We start from the raw sequence: 17,010 nt of genomic DNA, 5'->3' as shown, positions 1-17,010 counted from the left end.
GCCGTGTACTCGTATGACTTGTACGCATGTGGCGCCCCGTACGCAGATGGCTCGCGCGCCCGTGTCCCGTACCCACTCTGAGAGGGGGAGGCAGCACCAGTGACCAACATTCCCGAGACCGGCAGGACCCCACGGGTACAGATCCGACTCGTCGTCATCCAGATCCTCGTCCTCTCCCTCCTCGGCACCCTCGGCGGCCGCCTCTGGTACCTCCAGATCCGCAACGGCCAGGAGTACGCCAAGGAAGCCTCCGGCAACCACGTCCAGCAGGTCGTCCAGCCCGCCGTACGCGGCTCGATCCTCGACGCGCGCGGAGTGCCGATCGCCGACAACGAGACCCGGCTCGTGGTCTCCGCCTCGCGCACCGACCTGATGAAGATGAAGGACGACGGCAAGGCGGTCCTGACGAAGCTGGCCGACGTGCTGGACATGAAGCCCGAGGACGTCATCCAGAAGGTCCGGCTGTGTGACGCGAAGACGCCGCAGCCCTGCTGGAACGGCTCCCCGTACCAGCCCATCCCCATCACCGACGAGGCCACCGCCAAGCAGGCCCTGCAGATCCGTGAGCGCTCCGAGGACTTCCCCGGCATCAGTGCCGAGCCCGAGGCCGTACGCCGCTACGCCGCCCCCGGCAAGGCCAACACCGCTCAGGTCCTCGGCTATCTCTCGCCCGTCACGGACGCCGAGATCACCCAGGCCAAGGACAGCAGCTCGCCCTACCTCCGCTCCGACCAGGTCGGCCGCTCCGGCCTCGAGCGCCAGTACGACAAGGAGTTGCGCGGCAAGGCAGGCGTCACCCGTTACGAGGTCGACAACCTCGGCCGCGTGATCGGCAAGGCCAAGAGCGACGCGGCCCAGTCCGGCTCCAACCTCGTCACCAGCATCGACTCCCGCGTCCAGCGGGTCGCCGAGTACGAGCTGGACACGGCGATGAAGACCGCCCGCCAGCAGTTCGACAAGATCACCGGCGAGAACTACAAGGCCGACTCGGGCGCCGTCGTGGTGATGGAGGCCAAGACCGGCCGGATCGTCGCCATGGCGTCCGCCCCGACGTACGACCCGAACGCCTGGGTCGGCGGCATCTCCGCCAAGGACTACAAGGCCCTCACCGGGAAGAACTCCGACTACCCGCTGCTCAACAGGGCCATACAGGGTCAGTCCGCGCCCGGTTCGACCTTCAAGGTGGTCTCCACGGCCGCCGCGGTCGAGGCCGGCTACGAGTGGGACGGCGGCTACCCCTGCACCAGCTCGTACTCGGTGGGCGGCCAGGTCTTCAAGAACTTCGAGGGCGAGAACTTCGGCCCCATCTCGCTCGGCCGGGCCCTCGAGGTCTCCTGCGACACCGTCTTCTACGGCCTCGCGGACAACGAGTGGAAGAAGGACGGCGGCATCAACCCCAAGAAGGGGGAGCCGAAGGACTACTTCTTCAAGGCCGCGCACCAGTTCGGCCTCGGCAAGGAGACCGGCGTCGACCTGCCCAACGAGGTCACCGGCCGCGTCCCGGACCGCCAGTGGAAGCAGAGCTACTGGAAGGCCAACAAGGACGTCTGGTGCAAGACCGGCAAGAAGGACGGCGACTACGTCCAGAAGATCGCGTACGAGAACTGCCTCGAGGGCAACAAGATGCGCGAGGGTGACGAGATCAACTACTCCATCGGTCAGGGCGACACCCTTGTCACCCCGATCCAGGAGGCCATGATCTACGGGGCGCTCGCCAACGGCGGCACCATCCACACGCCGACCATCGGCAAGGCGATCGTCAGCGCCGACGGCAAGACCGTCCAGCAGATCAAGCCCAAGGTCAGCGGCAAGCTCCCGATCAGCAAGGACACGATCAAGGGCATGAACTCGGCCCTCGAAGGCGTCGTCACCCGCGGTACCGCCGCCTGGAAGTTCGGCGGCTGGCCGCAGGACAAGATCACGCTGCACGCCAAGACCGGTACCGCCGAGGTCTACGGCAAGCAGACCACGTCCTGGTTCGCCACGTACACCAAGGACTACACGGTCGTCATGACCATCGCCCAGGCCGGTACGGGTTCCGGCGCTTCCGGTGAGGCCGTGCGCAACATCTACAACGCGCTCTACGGCGTCCAGGCCGACGGTTCCATCGACAACTCCAAGGCCCTCCTCCCCACCCCCCAGAAGGGCCTCCCGAAGATCCAGACGGACGGTTCGATCGACACTCCGGAGATCTCCAAGGACCCGGTCAAGGACCTCCAGGCCAGCGAGTCGCCCTCGCCCGGGGCCACCGACCAGCAGCTGCCCGCGGGCACCACGCCGTCCCCGACGGCCAGTAACCGGAACACCCGAAGGCGTACGGACCGTCCGAAGAAGCGGCGGGGGACGAGGGTCCTGACATGACCGGAGCGAACAACTTCTCCGTCTCCGGCTACGGCCCCGCCCGCGGCGGGATGTCACGGCTCCTCGCCCGTGACTCCCTGGCCCGCCGCCTGGACTGGCCGATACTGCTCTCGGCCCTCGCGCTCTCCCTGATCGGCTCGGCCCTCGTCTACTCGGCGACCCGCAACCGCACTGAGATCAACCAGGGCGACCCGTACTACTTCCTCATCCGCCACCTCATGAACACCGGCATAGGCTTCGGCCTGATGGTCGGCACGATCTGGCTGGGCCACCGCACCCTGCGCACGGCGGTCCCGATCCTGTACGGCCTCTCGGTCTTCATGATCCTGCTGGTGCTGACCCCGCTCGGTGCGACGATCAACGGCCAGCGCAACTGGCTCGTCGCGGGCGGTCTGTCGCTCCAGCCCGCCGAGTTCATCAAGATCACGATCATCCTGGGCATGGCGATGCTGCTGGCCACCCGGGTGGACGCGGGCGACAAGCAGTACCCCGACCACCGCACGGTGCTGCAGGCGCTGGGCCTCGCGGCCGTCCCGATGATGGTCGTGATGCTCATGCCCGACCTGGGCACGATCATGGTCGCGGTCATCATCGTGCTCGGTGTGCTGCTCGCCTCCGGCGCCTCCAACCGCTGGGTGTTCGGTCTCCTCGGCGCCGGTGCGCTGGGCGCGGTGGCGATCTGGCAGCTCAAGATCCTCGACGAGTACCAGATCAACCGCTTCGCCGCCTTCGCCAACCCCGACCTCGACCCGGCGGGCGTCGGCTACAACACCAACCAGGCCCGTATCGCCATCGGCTCCGGCGGCCTCTTCGGCACCGGCCTGGGCCACGGCTCCCAGACCACGGGCCAGTTCGTCCCGGAACAGCAGACAGACTTCGTCTTCACGGTCGCGGGCGAGGAACTGGGCTTCGTGGGCGCCGGCCTGATCCTGCTCCTGCTGGGCGTCGTCCTGTGGCGGGCCTGCCGCATCGCCCGCGAGACCACCGAGCTGTACGGCACGATCGTCGCCGCCGGCATCATCGCCTGGTTCGCCTTCCAGGCCTTCGAGAACATAGGCATGACCCTCGGCATCATGCCGGTCGCGGGCCTGCCCCTGCCCTTCGTCTCCTACGGCGGTTCGTCGATGTTCGCGGTGTGGGTGGCGGTGGGGTTGTTGCAGTCGATCAGAGTCCAGCGCCCCATGTCGGCGTAGGCCTCCGGCGGTTGGGCGGGAGGGGGCGCGTTGTGGTCGGGGGGTTCCTTGCTCGCGGGATGCCGGGTGGTTCTTTGGCCGCGGGTGGGTGGGGGTTGCTCGCGCAGTTCCCCGCGCCCCTGAAAGCCACTCTGGCCCGCACCCTCAGCCCGTCCGGCGTTTGAGGACGAGCCCTTCGGGCGATGCGGGGGTCCAGGGGGCGCAGCGCCCCTGGCGGGGTCTGGGGCGGAGCCCCAGAAGGATGGGACGGGTAGGGGCGGCGGGGGCGAGATCCGGTCGTTCCCGGAGGTCCCGGCAGGGGCTGGTACTGCCATCCCGGCCCGACAGCCACTAGATTCAGTTCATGGCGGACACCAAGCGCGAAATCGAGCGAAAGTACGAGGGTCCCCCGGCCGGCGGCGACGCGCCACTCCCGGACCTGACCGACGTCCCGGGAGTCTCGGGCGTCATCGACAAGGGCGTAGCCGAACTGGACGCCACCTACTACGACACGGCCGACCAGCGGCTCGCCACCGCCTCCCTCACCCTCCGCCGCCGCACCGGCGGCCACGACGCGGGCTGGCACCTCAAACTCCCCGTCTCCGAGGGCGTCCGCGACGAGATCCGCGCCCCCCTCTCCGACACCGTCCCCGAAGACCTGACCGCCCTCGTCCGCTCCCGCATCCGCGAGGCCGAACTGGTCCCCGTCGTACGTCTCCTGTCGGCCCGCGACGTCCGTCACCTCGTCGACGCCTCCGGCACCCTCCTCGCCGAGGTCAGCGTCGACCGCGTCCGCGCGGAGCGCCTCAGCGGCGGCGCGGGCAGCGCGGAATGGACCGAGATCGAGGTGGAACTCGCCGACGACGGCGATCCGGCCTTTCTCGACAAGGTCGAGAAGAAGCTCCGCAAGGCGGGCCTCACACGCTCCGCCTCCGCGTCCAAACTGGCCAAGGCACTCCACGACACGGCCCCCCGGAAGTCCGCGAAGCCGGAGAAGGCCGAGAAGACAGGCAAGGCCGGGAAGGCCGACAAGGCCGGGAAGGCCGACAAGGTCGCTGACGCGTCGACGGCGGCGACGGCGACGGTGACGGCGACGGCCGCGAAGCCCGAACCCCCCGATTCGGCCCCGCGCACCGCCGGCGACCACGTCCTCGCCTACGTCCGCGCCCAGCGTGACGCGATCGTCGAGCTGGACCCCGCCGTCCGCCGCGACGTGCCCGACTCCGTGCACCGTATGCGCGTCGCCACCCGCCGCCTCCGCAGCACCTTCCGCTCGTACGGCAAGATCCTCGACCGCACCGTCACCGACCCGACCGGCGTCGAGCTGAAGTGGCTCGCCGCCGAGCTGGGCGTCGACCGCGACCAGGAGGTCCTCACCGAGCACCTGACGGCAGCGCTCGACGACCTCCCCTCCGACCTGGTCACGGGCCCCGTCCAGGCCCGTGTGAGCACCTGGTCGGGGGCCCGCCGCTCCGGCTCCAGGCAACGCCTGATCGCCGTACTGGACGGCAAGCGCTACCTGGACCTGCTGACGACGCTGGACACCCTGGTGGCCGGCCCGCCCCTGCTGGAGGCGGCCTCGAAGAAGCCCGAGAAAGTGATCGCCAAGGCCGTACGGAAGGATTTCAAGAAGGTCGCCGACCTGGTCGGCGAGGCCCTGGAGCTGCCGCCCGGCTCCGAGCGCGACCTCGCGATGCACGACGCCCGCAAGAAGGCCAAGCGCACGCGCTACGCGGCCGAGGCGGCCACCCCCGCCCTCGGCAACACCGCAGCCGACCTGGTCAAGTCGATGAAGTCTCTGCAGACGCTGCTGGGCGACCACCAGGACAGCGTGATGGTCCGCGGGGCCCTGCGGGAGCTGGCGACCGAGGCGCACGAGGCGGGCGAGAACGCGTTCACGTACGGAGTGCTGTACGGCCGCCAGGAGCAGCACGCGGCGGCGCTGGAGGCGGCGCTGCCGGGGGAGTGGGAGGCGATCGAGGACAAGGGTGCCGTCTGAGGCGTACGGGGGCCGGTCCCGGCCGCGTTAGTCTGGATGGTCACCCCTGTCAGTACCTCCCAGCTCACGAAGGTTCGCGAGATGCCTGCCGAAGCCGCTGTATCGGTGTTTCCACAGCTCGAAGCTCTGCTCCCGCATGTGCAGAAGCCGATCCAGTATGTCGGCGGAGAGCTCAACTCCACGGTCAAGCCCTGGGAGGCCTGTGACGTCCGCTGGGCGCTGATGTACCCGGACGCGTACGAGGTCGGACTGCCCAACCAGGGCGTCATGATCCTCTACGAGGTACTGAACGAGCGCGAGGGCGTCCTCGCCGAGCGCACGTACAGCGTCTGGCCGGACCTGGAGGAGCTGATGCGTGAGCACCGGGTCCCCCAGTTCACGGTGGACAGCCACCGCCCGGTGAAGGCCTTCGACGTCTTCGGTCTGTCCTTCTCCACGGAGCTGGGCTACACGAACATGCTGACGGCCCTGGACCTGGCCGGGATCCCGCTGGAGTCCAAGGACCGTACGCTCGACGACCCGATCGTCCTGGCCGGCGGCCACGCGGCGTTCAACCCCGAGCCGATCGCCGACTTCATCGACGCGGCGATCATCGGCGACGGCGAGCAGGCCGTGCTCGACATGACGGAGATCATCCGGGCCTGGAAGGCGGAGGGCCGCCCGGGTGGGCGCGAGGAGGTCCTCTTCCGCCTGGCGAAGACGGGCAACGTCTACATCCCGGCGTTCTACGACGTCGAGTACCTCTCCGACGGCCGTATCGCCCGTGTCGTGCCCAACAAGTCGGGCGTCCCGTGGCGTGTGTCCAAGCACACGGTCATGGACCTCGACGAGTGGCCGTACCCCAAGCAGCCGCTGGTCCCCCTGGCCGAGACGGTCCACGAGCGGATGTCGGTGGAGATCTTCCGCGGCTGTACGCGCGGCTGCCGCTTCTGCCAGGCGGGCATGATCACCCGCCCGGTGCGCGAGCGCTCGATCACGGGCATCGGCGAGATGGTGGAGAAGGGCCTGAAGGCGACGGGCTTCGAGGAGGTCGGTCTCCTGTCCCTCTCCTCCGCCGACCACTCGGAGATCGGCGACATCGCCAAGGGCCTGGCCGACCGCTACGAGGAGGACAAGATCGGCCTGTCCCTCCCCTCGACCCGTGTGGACGCCTTCAACGTCGACCTGGCGAACGAGCTGACGAGGAACGGCCGTCGCTCCGGTCTGACCTTCGCGCCGGAGGGCGGCTCCGAGCGCATGCGCAAGGTCATCAACAAGATGGTCTCGGAGGAGGACCTCATCCGGACCGTCTCCACGGCGTACGGCAACGGCTGGCGCCAGGTGAAGCTGTACTTCATGTGCGGCCTGCCGACGGAGACGGACGAGGACGTCCTGCAGATCGCCGACATGGCGATGAAGGTGATCGCCGAGGGCCGCAAGGTCTCCGGCCAGAACGACATCCGCTGCACGGTGTCGATCGGCGGCTTCGTCCCCAAGCCGCACACCCCCTTCCAGTGGGCGCCCCAGCTCTCCGCCGAGGAGACGGACGCCCGCCTGGAGAAGCTCCGCGACAAGATCCGCGGCGACAAGAAGTACGGCCGCTCCATCGGCTTCCGCTACCACGACGGCAAGCCCGGAATCGTCGAGGGCCTGCTCTCCCGCGGTGACCGCCGCATCGGCGCCGTCATCCGTGCGGTCTACGAGGACGGCGGCCGCTTCGACGGCTGGCGCGAGCACTTCTCGTACGACCGCTGGATGGCCTGCGCCGAGAAGACCCTCCCCGCCTTCGGCGTGGACGTCGACTGGTACACCACCCGCGAGAAGACCTACGAGGAGGTCCTCCCCTGGGACCACCTCGACTCCGGCCTCGACAAGGACTGGCTCTGGGAGGACTGGCAGGACGCCCTCGACGAGACGGAGGTCGAGGACTGCCGCTGGACCCCGTGCTTCGACTGCGGTGTCTGCCCGCAGATGGATACGGCCATACAAATCGGCCCGACCGGCAAGAAGCTGCTGCCTCTGACGGTCAAGAAGGACGCTCCGACCAGCGGACACGCTCACTGACGTGAGTGAGGCGTTGCGGCGCATCGTGGAGGCCCTGGAGGACGGAGGCGAGGAAGAGGCGGCTGCCAGGGCGTTCGGGGCTCAGCGTAGGCGGCTGGGGATCGTGCGGGAGACGCCGAGAACGCCTCTGCCGCTCTCTGGGGGCTGTTCGACCCTGCACTCCGAGGTGGAGTGGGTCTGAGGGCTGACAGCTCGGGAGAGGCCCTTACGCGGCGACCATCGCCCGAGCGGCTGCTCTCAGTTCGTGGGGTGCCTTTCTGGCTTCCCAGCGTCAAGAAGTTGCCGGCGCTGACGGTCAAGGAGTCGGCTCCGACCAGCCGAAGGGCGCTGACGCGAGCGGTGAGGTGTTGCGTTGCATCCTGGACGCGCTGACCGTGACTGAGGAAGAGGCTGCCGCGTACTCCGTGGGCTGGGTGCTCGGGGTGGTCGGCAGCCGCCCTTGCGGGATGTGCCGAGAACGCCGCTGTCGCAGCCTGGGAGTTATTCGGAGAACCCTTCCGAGGATGAGTGGGTCTGAGCCTGCATGGAGACCTGCCGCAGGTCTCCTGGCGCTCTCGGTGGGGACGGGAACTTCATGAACTGGTGGCACGTCTGTGTCAGCGTGCCTGAGATTTTATCGAACCAACTCCCGCCGGACTGGCCCCATTGCGGTCACGGAGCGAACTCTGAGACGGACCCGGTGGGGTGTCGGGGGCGGTCAGTCGAGCCGCACACAGCGTGCCTCGCTCACCTGTCCACCGAGGATCGGGCGAACTATTTTTCTAGTTTGCAAGCCGGATCCGATATCGAACATCCCGGTACGACCTTCAGTGGTGATCTGCTCGACGAACTGATCGACGCTCTTCGTGAGAATGGGACACCCCGCGTTCGCCACGTGTCATTTACTGAGGCAGTCTTCGCGGATAATTCATTCTTTCCAGTTTCCTTCTCCGGAGATGTCAGTTTCCTTCGAGCGCGATTCCTGGGGGAAGTGACATTCACTGAGTCGGTGTTCGAAGGTCGCACTTCATTCAGTCTTGCCACCTTCGCCAAAGGGGCATGGTTCGATTCGGTGCAATTTTTGCAGGCGGTCACATTTGATTGTGCGAAGTTCGCCGGGGTTGCCCGTTTCGAGATATCGACCTTCTTCGATTGGGTTACCTTCGAAGAGGTAACTTTCCAGGGAAATGTATCGTTCGATGCCGCAGTTTTCAAGGCTCTGTCGGTTTTCGGCTCAGTGGCGGCGTCTGGCGTAGCTGATTTTTCACGGTGCACCTTCGCCGGAGAAACAACATTTCAGGACGCGTCCTTCAATGTCGTCCGATATGAGGCCTGCATATTTGTTGCAGACGTCGACTTTCGAGACGTGTACATCAGTGATTATGGCGAATTTAGCGGAGCGTTGTTCCAGGCCACTCATTCGCTTGGCCCTATCATGTGCCCAGGGTCGCTGGGTCTAGGTGGGGTCACCTTCACCGTGCCGGTCATCATCGAGGCTTCGGCCGCCCATATCTCTTGTAAGCGCACCCGTTGGGAAGCGGTAGCCACTCTGCGCCTTCGGCATACGAAGGTCGATTTGTCTAATGCGGTTCTTGTGCAGCCTCTTTCGATCTCTGCTGCCCCAGCTCCTTTTGGGAGTGGTCCACAATGGGACGAAGTGAACACCCCTTGGCGGAACAATGGTGTCAGTATCGAGAATCTACTTGGCGTCGATTGTGCAATGCTGACATTGGCTGACGTTGATCTGACGCCCTGCCGGTTTGCTGGAGCCCTGCACTTGGATCAACTTCGCCTTGAAGGTCGATGGTCCTTCGGCCTTCCTCCGCGTAACCGAGTCAGTGGGTTTCCATTCCGGTGGACTCAGCGGCAGGTAATTGCGGAAGAGAGTCTCTGGCGCGCCCGCTGGAGCAGTCCTGGGCGTCTTCGAATCGGCTGGCACGGTACTCACGAACCTGCGCACAACGTACCTGGATTGGCTACGCTTACGATTATCTATCGTCAGCTTCGTAAAGCCCGCGAAGATGCTAAGGATGAACCTGGTGCTGCCGATTTCTATTACGGCGAGATGGAGATGCGTCGCCACAGTTTCGGATGGCGTAAGGCTGAAAGGTGGCTTCTCCAGGCTTACTGGCTGTTGTCCGGCTACAGTCTACGTGCATCCCGCGCCCTTGCCTGGCTGACCCTCTCGATGTTTACCACGATTCTGTTGATGATGGGGTTCGGGCTTCCCCAGGATTCACCGAAACAGCAGGCGACCGGTACGGTGCCAGTGGGCGGCGGTAAGGTCATCTTCGAGATTGACCAAGACGACCCGAAGAACCCTACGGGTGATCGGTTCACAACCAAACGTTTCGAGAAGGCGCTGAACGTCACGCTTAACTCAGTAGTCTTCCGGTCCAGCGGCCAGGACTTGACTACGGCCGGCACTTACATCGAGATGGCCTCGCGTTTCTCCGAACCGGTGCTGCTGGGTCTCGCAGCGCTCGCGATCAGAGGGCGCGTGAAGCGGTAGTCCGCGGGCGTTGCCGCCGGACGGTACGGCTGACTCAGCAGCCCATGTATTGGCCAGTCTGGCCGCAGATGGATACGGCCATACAAATCGGCCCGACCGGCAAGAAGCTGCTGCCTCTGACGGTCAAGAACGCGGCGCCGGCGCCGAGCGGTCACGCGCACTGAGGTGAGTGAGGCACTCGATCGGGTGATTGAGGCTCTGGGGGACGGCAGCGAGGAAGAGGCGGCTGCCGTCCTGAGGGCGCTCGGTGCTCGAAGTGGGCGGCAGAGGATCGTGCGGGAGACGCAGCGAACGCCCCTGCCGCAGCCTGGAGGCTCTTCGACTGTGCACTCCGAGGTGGTGTGGGTCTGACCCTCGAGAGGCGTCACGAGCTGCCCTGCGAGCCTTGGGCCCCTTTCGATCGAGAGGGGCCTCAGAGGCAACGTAGGGGAGTCGGCAATCTGGGCGTCTGGCCCATCACGCGGGCAAGGTCTGCGTGACGCGCCACAGGCGGCGGGGCAGGTCGCCTTCCTCGAAGGCGTGGACCTCGTCCAATGTCCAGCCGTCGGCCAGGTCGTCGACGAGGTCGCGGGAGAAGAAGTGCACGGCGAAACCGCCGTGCTCGTAGATGTCGTCGCGGTGGGGGATGCCCGCACCGTAGTGGGCGTCACCGGTGTGGCGGACGGTGTAGACGAAGACGCCGCCCGGTCGCAGAACTCGACGAACCTCGCCGACGAGCGCGTGAATCTCCTTGGTGGACAGAGCCATGCAGAGCAGCATGTGCGCGAATACCGCGTCGACTGAACTGTCTGGCAGGGGAAGAGGAACGCGCACGTCGAGTGTGCTGGTGGTGACTCGCTCAGTGAGTCCCTGGGCACGGACGGACGACTGCAACTGCTCCAGACCGGTGGGGCTGAAGTCCGTGGCCTGGACCGTGAACCCATTCCGCGCGAAGTACAGGGCGTCACGGCCGTGCCCGGCCCCCAGTTCCAGCACGTCCCTGGCGCCGGCGCGACGGAAGACAGCCGAGGCGTGAAGGGCAGGGGCAGAGGGCTGCTCGCCGTACATGCCAGGGTGGGCTGCGTAGGTACGTTGCCAGTGCGTCTGCTGGGCGTCGGCAAGTTCTTCGTCAGCCACGGGGGCGTTCCTCCTAGTCGTATGTGCTGGTCAGCGTAGGACGCCGCGACCACGACTGTAGTTCATGGTTTCCTGAATTCAGGATCGAGTGTACTTTGAAGGTGTGCTGACTCTCGCTCCCGACATCGAGGTGCTGGCCCGATTCGGCCGCGCGCTCGCAGACCCGATCCGCTGCCGAATCCTGCTCGCACTCCGCGAAGGCCCGGCCCATCCTGCTGATCTTGCCGACACCCTGGAGATCTCGCGGACCCGGCTGTCCAACCACCTCGCATGCCTCCGGGACTGCGGCATGGTCGTAGCCGTACCCGTTGGCCGCCGGACCCGCTACGAGCTGGCAGACGAACGCCTTGGGCACGCCCTGGACGATCTGCGCAACGCGGTGGTGGCGGTCGCGTCGGACAAGACCTGCCGCGACGCGGAGGCGAAGGGCTGTTGCTGAGGTGACTGTCATCTCCCTCGGGCCGTCTCCGGCACGCCGCGACGCCCTGGCCCGGCGCGTACGACTGCTGGTCGCGGCGACGATCACCTACAACGTCATCGAGGCGATCGTCGCCATCACGGCCGGGACCGTCGCTTCCTCCACCGCGCTGATTGGCTTCGGCCTGGACTCCGTCATCGAGGTCTCCTCCGCGGCAGCCGTCGCCTGGCAGTTCTCGGCCCGCGAGCACGCGGTCCGCGACGCCCGGGAAAAGACCACGTTGCGGATCATCGCCGTCTCCTTCTTCGCGCTCGCCGCGTACGTGAGTGTCGATGCCGTGCGCGCACTGACCGGCACCGGCGAGGCGGACCGCTCCATCCCTGGCATCGTCATCGCCGCGCTGTCACTGGCGGTCATGCCGTTCCTGTCCGCGGCCCAGCGCCGGGCCGGACGTGAACTCGGCTCCGCCAGCGCGGTCGCGGACAGCAAACAGACGCTGCTGTGTACCTATCTGTCCGCCGTCCTTCTCGTCGGCCTGGTCCTCAACGCGACCCTCGGGTGGTCCTGGGCCGACCCGTTCGCCGCGCTCGTCATCGCCGCCGTGGCGGTCAAGGAAGGCCGCGATGCCTGGCAGGGCAAGGGCTGTTGCGCGCCGTTGGCCTCCTCAGCCATTCCATCTGCAGGAACTGAGGCGGACGCATGCGGCTGCCGCCCTGGCTGTGACTGCTGTTCGTGAACGTCGCATCGAGGATCGGCTACTTCCAGGCAAGCCCGGCTGATACTGCTCGGCGACTCTTGAGCCGGGCGGCGGTGGAACTTTGGGGGTGCCGCGCTTCGGTGGCGCTGAGCGACTGTTCTACGCCCGACCCTGACCCCAGATGGACACCAGCATCCAGATCGGCCCGACGGGCAAGAAGCTCCTGCCGCTGACGGTCAAGAATGCTGGTCCGACGCCTGCGTCGAGTGAGCACGCGCACTGAGGTGAGCGAGGCACTCGATCGGGTGATTGAGGCTTTGGCTGGGGCGTTGTCTCCGAGGTGGAGTGGGTCTGAGGGCGGTCCGGTGCTGTCCCGTGGACTCAGACCGTTTGAGCCCCCTTCCTTGGTTGGGAGGGGGCTCGTTGGCATGCGCCGGCGTCTGTGGCCGTGGCTTGATCGACGGTGGACGGATAGGGCAAGCGCCTCATTCCAGTGGGACGGAACTTTCCCCACTTCGAAGGGGCACGTCGTGGCTGGGGCGTCGACTGCGCGGCTTTAGACAGCCACTTTGGCGCGAGTCTCGCGCTCGACTGACCGGAGATAGCATCCCGGCGCTGCTCGACGGAGATAGTGCTACGGCTCTGGAGTAACTTCGGTGTTGAGTGCTTGTTCGGCCCAGATGGTCTTGCCTTGGTTGGTGTAGCGCACACCCCAGCGCTGCGCGCAGTTGGCCACGAGGAACAAGCCGCGTCCTCCTTCGTCGGTGGCACTCGCCCGGCGGATGTGCGGAGAGGTGCTGCTGCCGTCGGACACCTCGCAGATCAGGATCCGGTCGTAGATCAGCCGCAGCCGCATCGGCTCACGGCCGTAGCGGATGGCGTTGGTGACGAGTTCGCTTGCAATCAGCTCCGTGGTGAAGTCAAGGCTCCCCAGGTCCCACTGATCGAGCTGCTGTAGAACGAGGGAGCGAATGCCGGCGACGGCGGCTGGGTCCCCTGGCAGCTCCCAGGTAACCACTCGGTCGCCGCTGAGCGCGCGTGTTCGAACGACCAGGAGCGCCAGATCGTCCTCAGCCGCGAGGAGAGGCGTGACGGTGTCGACGGTGACCCGCCAGGCGTCCTTGATCGACGGGCCGCTATGGCGCATGGCTCTGCTGAGTAGCCCAGCTATGGCATCGTCCGTGCGGCATGCTCGCACCAGACCGCCGGTGTAGACATCTGGGAGGCGGCCAGCGGCAGCACGAGCAGACCGGACTGCAGGACGCTGTAGCCCCGCACGCTCTGGTTGTAGAAGACGCTGAAGAACGTAACGCCGGTGCGAGCGAAGAAGACCAGGCCGATGGCGGCGACGGACGCGGAGAACCACCGATTGCGGAACCAGGTGACGTCGAGGGCCGGATGGTCGCTGCTGCGCTCGTAGACGACGAAGACCCCGAGGACCGCCAGGCCGGCAACGATCGGGCCCCAGGACTGGGCCCCAGTGAAGCCGCCCTCCTGGCCGCCCTTGATGATGCCGTAGATCAGCGAGACCAGTGCCAGGATCGAGAGCACGACGCCGACCGGGTCGAGCTTGCCGGGCTTGGGGTTCTTCGAGTCGGGGACGATCGCCACCATCGCGACCGCCGCGACGACCACGATGGGCGGCGCGACCCCGACCAGGCCGCCCGCTCCCAGCAGGTCTACATCAACGGGGTACGGAACCGCGGGTGGCGGCCGTGCTGCTGCGGTGGGCGCTTCGCCCCCTCGCCCGTCCCGCTGGCGTCCTCTCGGACGCCCCTGCCGGGTCCTGGCAGTGCCTTGCCATCGTCTCCGAGGTGGAGTGGATCTGAGGTGGAGTGGATCTGAGGGCTCGTTCCAGGCCTATGCGAGACTGTGCGGCCTTTGAGCCCCTCCCCGTCCGGGAGGGGCTCTCGGCGTGGCGGTCGGCCGCACGACGACGGCGCGTGTGCGGAACGCGGTGGGTCAGGCCGGGGTGTCGGCGTCCTGCATGGAGGCCGCGAACGCCTCGGGGCCCTGCTCCGCCGCCGCCGAGTCCATCCACATGACCTGCCAGCCGTGGCCGTCGAGGTCGAAGAAGCTGCGTGAGTACATGAAGCCGTAGTCCTCGGCGTCATCTGCCTTGGAGCCGCCCGCCGCGAGCGCAGCGGCGCTGACCGTATCGACCTCATCGCGGGACGACACGCTGAAGCAGTACAACGCCAGCGTGTGCGTGGTGGGATCGGCCATCGGCAGTTTCGCGAACTCCGCGAACTTCTCGCGGCTGAGCAGCATGACGAAGGCGTGCTCGCCGACCAGCATGCAGGCAGCGGTCTCGTCGGTGAACTTCGGATTGAAGCTGAACCCGAGCTTGGCGAAGAACGCCTTGCTGCGCTCGAGGTCCGCTACGGGGATGTTCACGAACAGCATGCGGCCGGGGTGTGCGGGATTGGTCATGGCGGGGCTCCAGTCGGTGGCTCGATGGCGTACGTCCTGGTAGACCGGCGCAGCCGGCGGAACTCATCGGTGGACCGCGGCTAGGTCGCAGTCGCAGCGTTGATCAAGTCCACAGCCGCAGCTCAGAGACCCGGCCCTTCATTTCTTCGGCTCCTGGCGGAGGCGGCCCGCCCGTCGACTCGTGTGCCGTGCCTATGCGTGTTCTTGCCCGGCCGGGACCTTGCCCGTCGCGTGCCGTCTGAAGGCTTTGGTCAAGAACACGGCGCCGGCGCCGAGCGGTCACGCGCACTGAGGTGAGCGAGGGCCTCGATCGGGTGATCCAGGCCCTGGCCGGGGCAAGTGAGAACGAGTCGGCGGCTGCGGTCGGCGCTTCGCGTCCTCGCCCGTCGGCACCGGCAGTGTCCTCCCGGACACCGTTGCCTGGCCCTGGAGGCGCTCCGCAGATCATCTCCGAGGTGGAGTGGGTCTGAGGCCAGGTCCACGCTTCGATGTGACTGAGTGACCAGTTGAGCCCCCTTCCCCGAACGGGAAGGGGCTGCGGATCGGAAGGTTGCAGGTTCGAATCCTGCCGAGTGCGCAGCATGTCAGAGGCCCTGTGGATCACTCCACAGGGCCTCTGGTTTTTGCGTTGACGGCAGGGTTCGACGGCAACCGCCCTCGAGCTCGGGGAGCGTGCGGCCGTAGCCCGTACGGCGGCTGCCTCGACCAGTCAAAGGTGGTGCAGCGTCTCGATGATCTTGGCGGTGACTGCCTTGGTGGAGTAGGGGTTCTGTCCCGTCACGAGCCTGCCGTCAGCGGTGGCGAAGGGGGTCATGGGGATGGTGTTCCTGACGTAGTGCGCGCCTCGCTCGCGGAGTTCGTCCTCCAGCAAGAACGGCACCCTCTTCTTCACTGTGGCGACTCGCTCCTCCGCGGTGGAGAATCCGGTGACCGTGCGGCCGTCGACAAGCAGGGTGCCGTCGGAAAGCGTGATGTTCAGCAGTCCGCAGGCACCATGGCAGACGGAGGAGACCACGCCGCCGTTCTCGTAGATCTCCCGCGCGACCTGCTGCAGCGCGGCGTTCGAGGGGAAGTCCCACATGACGCCGTGCCCGCCGGTGTAGAAGATCGCGGCATAACGGGCCGGGTCGATGTCGGCCGCCTTGGTGGTGCGGTCCAGGCTCGACATGAACGCGCGATCACTCATGTACTCGCGCACCAGCCTGTCGGCCCATCTGGTGCTGCGGGGATCCAGCGGCACCTGGCCCCCTGCCGGACTGACGAGGTCGACCTCGAAGCCGGCCTGGCGGACCCTGGCATGGAAGTGAACCAGCTCTCCGATCCACAGCCCGGTCCGATGGGGGTTCGTCCCGTAGGTCGCCTGGTTGGTTGCCACGGCGAGGACCCGCCTCATCGACATCACGACTCCTTGTGCGCTGCGGGGTTGGCCACGGGCTTGGTGTTCAGGCCTGCTCGGTGGGGCGTACGAGCAGCTCGGCGACGGCCACGTGCCGGGGGCGGGTGACGATGTAGCCGACGGTGTCGGCGATGTCCTGGCTCCGCAGCCGCTCGATGTCGCCCAGGGCGGCGACGATGTGCTGCTGGATGACGTCGGGGTTGTGCGTACGCAGTTCGGTGTCGACGCTGCCCGGCTCGATCACCGACACGCGGACGTGCTGGCGTGCCAGTTCCTGACGCAGTGCCTCGCTGAAGGCACCGACGCCGAACTTGGTGGCGCTGTACACGGCGGACATGGCGTAGGCGTTGCGGCCGGCGAGCGAGCCGATGTTGACGATGTCGGCGACCCGACGCGGCTCCTCGGCAGCGGCCTTGACCAGGTGGGGGACGGCCGCGTGGGCGGTGTACATCAGGCCCATGAGGTTGATGTCGATCATGCGCCGCCAGTCGTTCAGATCCGCGCTGGGGGCGGGGCCGAGCAGCATGAGGCCGGCGTTGTTGACCAGCGTGTCCAGACGGCCCAGGCCCTCGACGGCCCGCTCGACCGCTTCCGCGGCGGCCTGGGCGGTGGTGATGTCGGCGGGCACGACCAGGGCCTTGCCGCCGGCGCCGGTGATTTCCGCGGCGAGGTCGGTGAGCCGGTCCTCGCGCCGACCGACCAGGGCCACGGAGGCGCCCTCGCGGGCAAGCTCCGACGCGGTGGCGTGGCCGATACCGCTGGATGCTCCGGTGACCAGGGCGACGGTTCCTTCAAGACGACGATTCATGGGTTCAAGCCTTTCGATGAACGGCCACGCTGCTGCGGGCCGTACGGGACAGGGGGAGGACGGCCCCATGGGTGGG

The 17,010-nt window shown here is 66.9% G+C and carries 13 protein-coding genes; 7 read left to right on the top strand and 6 right to left on the bottom strand.

What is annotated here, in order from left to right:
* Positions 1-99: 99 nt before the first annotated feature.
* From mrdA to ACFZDJ_RS05210, 5 genes are all read left to right on the top strand, one after another.
* Positions 100-2,361, top strand: a complete 2,262-nt coding sequence (mrdA, locus tag ACFZDJ_RS05230) for a penicillin-binding protein 2 (RefSeq protein ID WP_390927326.1) — start codon at positions 100-102, stop codon at positions 2,359-2,361.
* Positions 2,358-3,554, top strand: a complete 1,197-nt coding sequence (rodA, locus tag ACFZDJ_RS05225) for a rod shape-determining protein RodA (RefSeq protein WP_384905665.1) — start codon at positions 2,358-2,360, stop codon at positions 3,552-3,554. Before mrdA ends, rodA begins: the two co-directional genes overlap by 4 nt.
* A 343-nt stretch (positions 3,555-3,897) precedes the next feature.
* Positions 3,898-5,532: a CHAD domain-containing protein gene (locus ACFZDJ_RS05220; RefSeq protein WP_391056201.1), complete on the top strand. Its 1,635-nt coding sequence runs from the start codon at positions 3,898-3,900 to the stop codon at positions 5,530-5,532.
* 81 nt (positions 5,533-5,613) lie between these two features.
* The gene (locus tag ACFZDJ_RS05215) at positions 5,614-7,575 is read left to right on the top strand and encodes a TIGR03960 family B12-binding radical SAM protein (protein WP_390927331.1); all 1,962 of its coding nucleotides are present in this window, start codon (positions 5,614-5,616) and stop codon (positions 7,573-7,575) included.
* A 766-nt stretch (positions 7,576-8,341) separates the two neighbouring features.
* Entirely contained in the window at positions 8,342-10,066 is a 1,725-nt protein-coding gene (locus ACFZDJ_RS05210; protein ID WP_391056199.1) for a pentapeptide repeat-containing protein, read from the top strand.
* A 456-nt stretch (positions 10,067-10,522) separates the two neighbouring features.
* On the opposite strand, the gene ACFZDJ_RS05205 is transcribed toward ACFZDJ_RS05210, so the two are convergent.
* On the bottom strand, positions 10,523-11,182 hold the full coding sequence (locus ACFZDJ_RS05205) for a class I SAM-dependent methyltransferase (protein ID WP_054231908.1): 660 nt from the start codon (positions 11,180-11,182) through the stop codon (positions 10,523-10,525).
* A gap of 103 nt (positions 11,183-11,285) precedes the next feature.
* Between ACFZDJ_RS05205 and ACFZDJ_RS05200 the strand changes: the two genes are divergently transcribed.
* Complete coding sequence (locus ACFZDJ_RS05200; RefSeq protein WP_054231909.1) at positions 11,286-11,621, top strand: metalloregulator ArsR/SmtB family transcription factor; 336 nt, start codon at positions 11,286-11,288, stop codon at positions 11,619-11,621.
* Position 11,622: 1 nt separating this feature from the next.
* Entirely contained in the window at positions 11,623-12,336 is a 714-nt protein-coding gene (locus tag ACFZDJ_RS05195; protein WP_054231910.1) for a cation transporter, read from the top strand.
* A gap of 595 nt (positions 12,337-12,931) precedes the next feature.
* Here the strand turns inward: ACFZDJ_RS05195 and ACFZDJ_RS05190 are convergent.
* The 5 genes from ACFZDJ_RS05190 to ACFZDJ_RS05170 all read right to left on the bottom strand — a co-directional run bounded on the left by ACFZDJ_RS05190 (position 12,932) and on the right by ACFZDJ_RS05170 (position 16,934).
* On the bottom strand, positions 12,932-13,444 hold the full coding sequence (locus ACFZDJ_RS05190) for an ATP-binding protein (protein WP_391056194.1): 513 nt from the start codon (positions 13,442-13,444) through the stop codon (positions 12,932-12,934).
* Between the two features lie 20 nt (positions 13,445-13,464).
* Positions 13,465-13,932: a hypothetical protein gene (locus ACFZDJ_RS05185; protein ID WP_391056191.1), complete on the bottom strand. Its 468-nt coding sequence runs from the start codon at positions 13,930-13,932 to the stop codon at positions 13,465-13,467.
* A gap of 327 nt (positions 13,933-14,259) precedes the next feature.
* Entirely contained in the window at positions 14,260-14,730 is a 471-nt protein-coding gene (locus tag ACFZDJ_RS05180; RefSeq protein WP_385386405.1) for a VOC family protein, read from the bottom strand.
* Between the two features lie 709 nt (positions 14,731-15,439).
* A complete protein-coding gene (locus ACFZDJ_RS05175) occupies positions 15,440-16,129 on the bottom strand; it encodes a DJ-1/PfpI family protein (protein ID WP_391056188.1) in 690 nt (229 codons plus the stop codon).
* 43 nt (positions 16,130-16,172) lie between these two features.
* Positions 16,173-16,934 (bottom strand): SDR family NAD(P)-dependent oxidoreductase, encoded by a 762-nt coding sequence (locus ACFZDJ_RS05170; protein ID WP_391056186.1) that lies wholly within the window; start codon positions 16,932-16,934, stop codon positions 16,173-16,175.
* Positions 16,935-17,010 lie beyond the last annotated feature (76 nt).

This window comes from Streptomyces sp. NPDC007896 (assembly GCF_042959425.1).
GTDB lineage: Bacteria > Actinomycetota > Actinomycetes > Streptomycetales > Streptomycetaceae > Streptomyces.
This window is presented reverse-complemented; position numbering and strand designations above follow the sequence as displayed.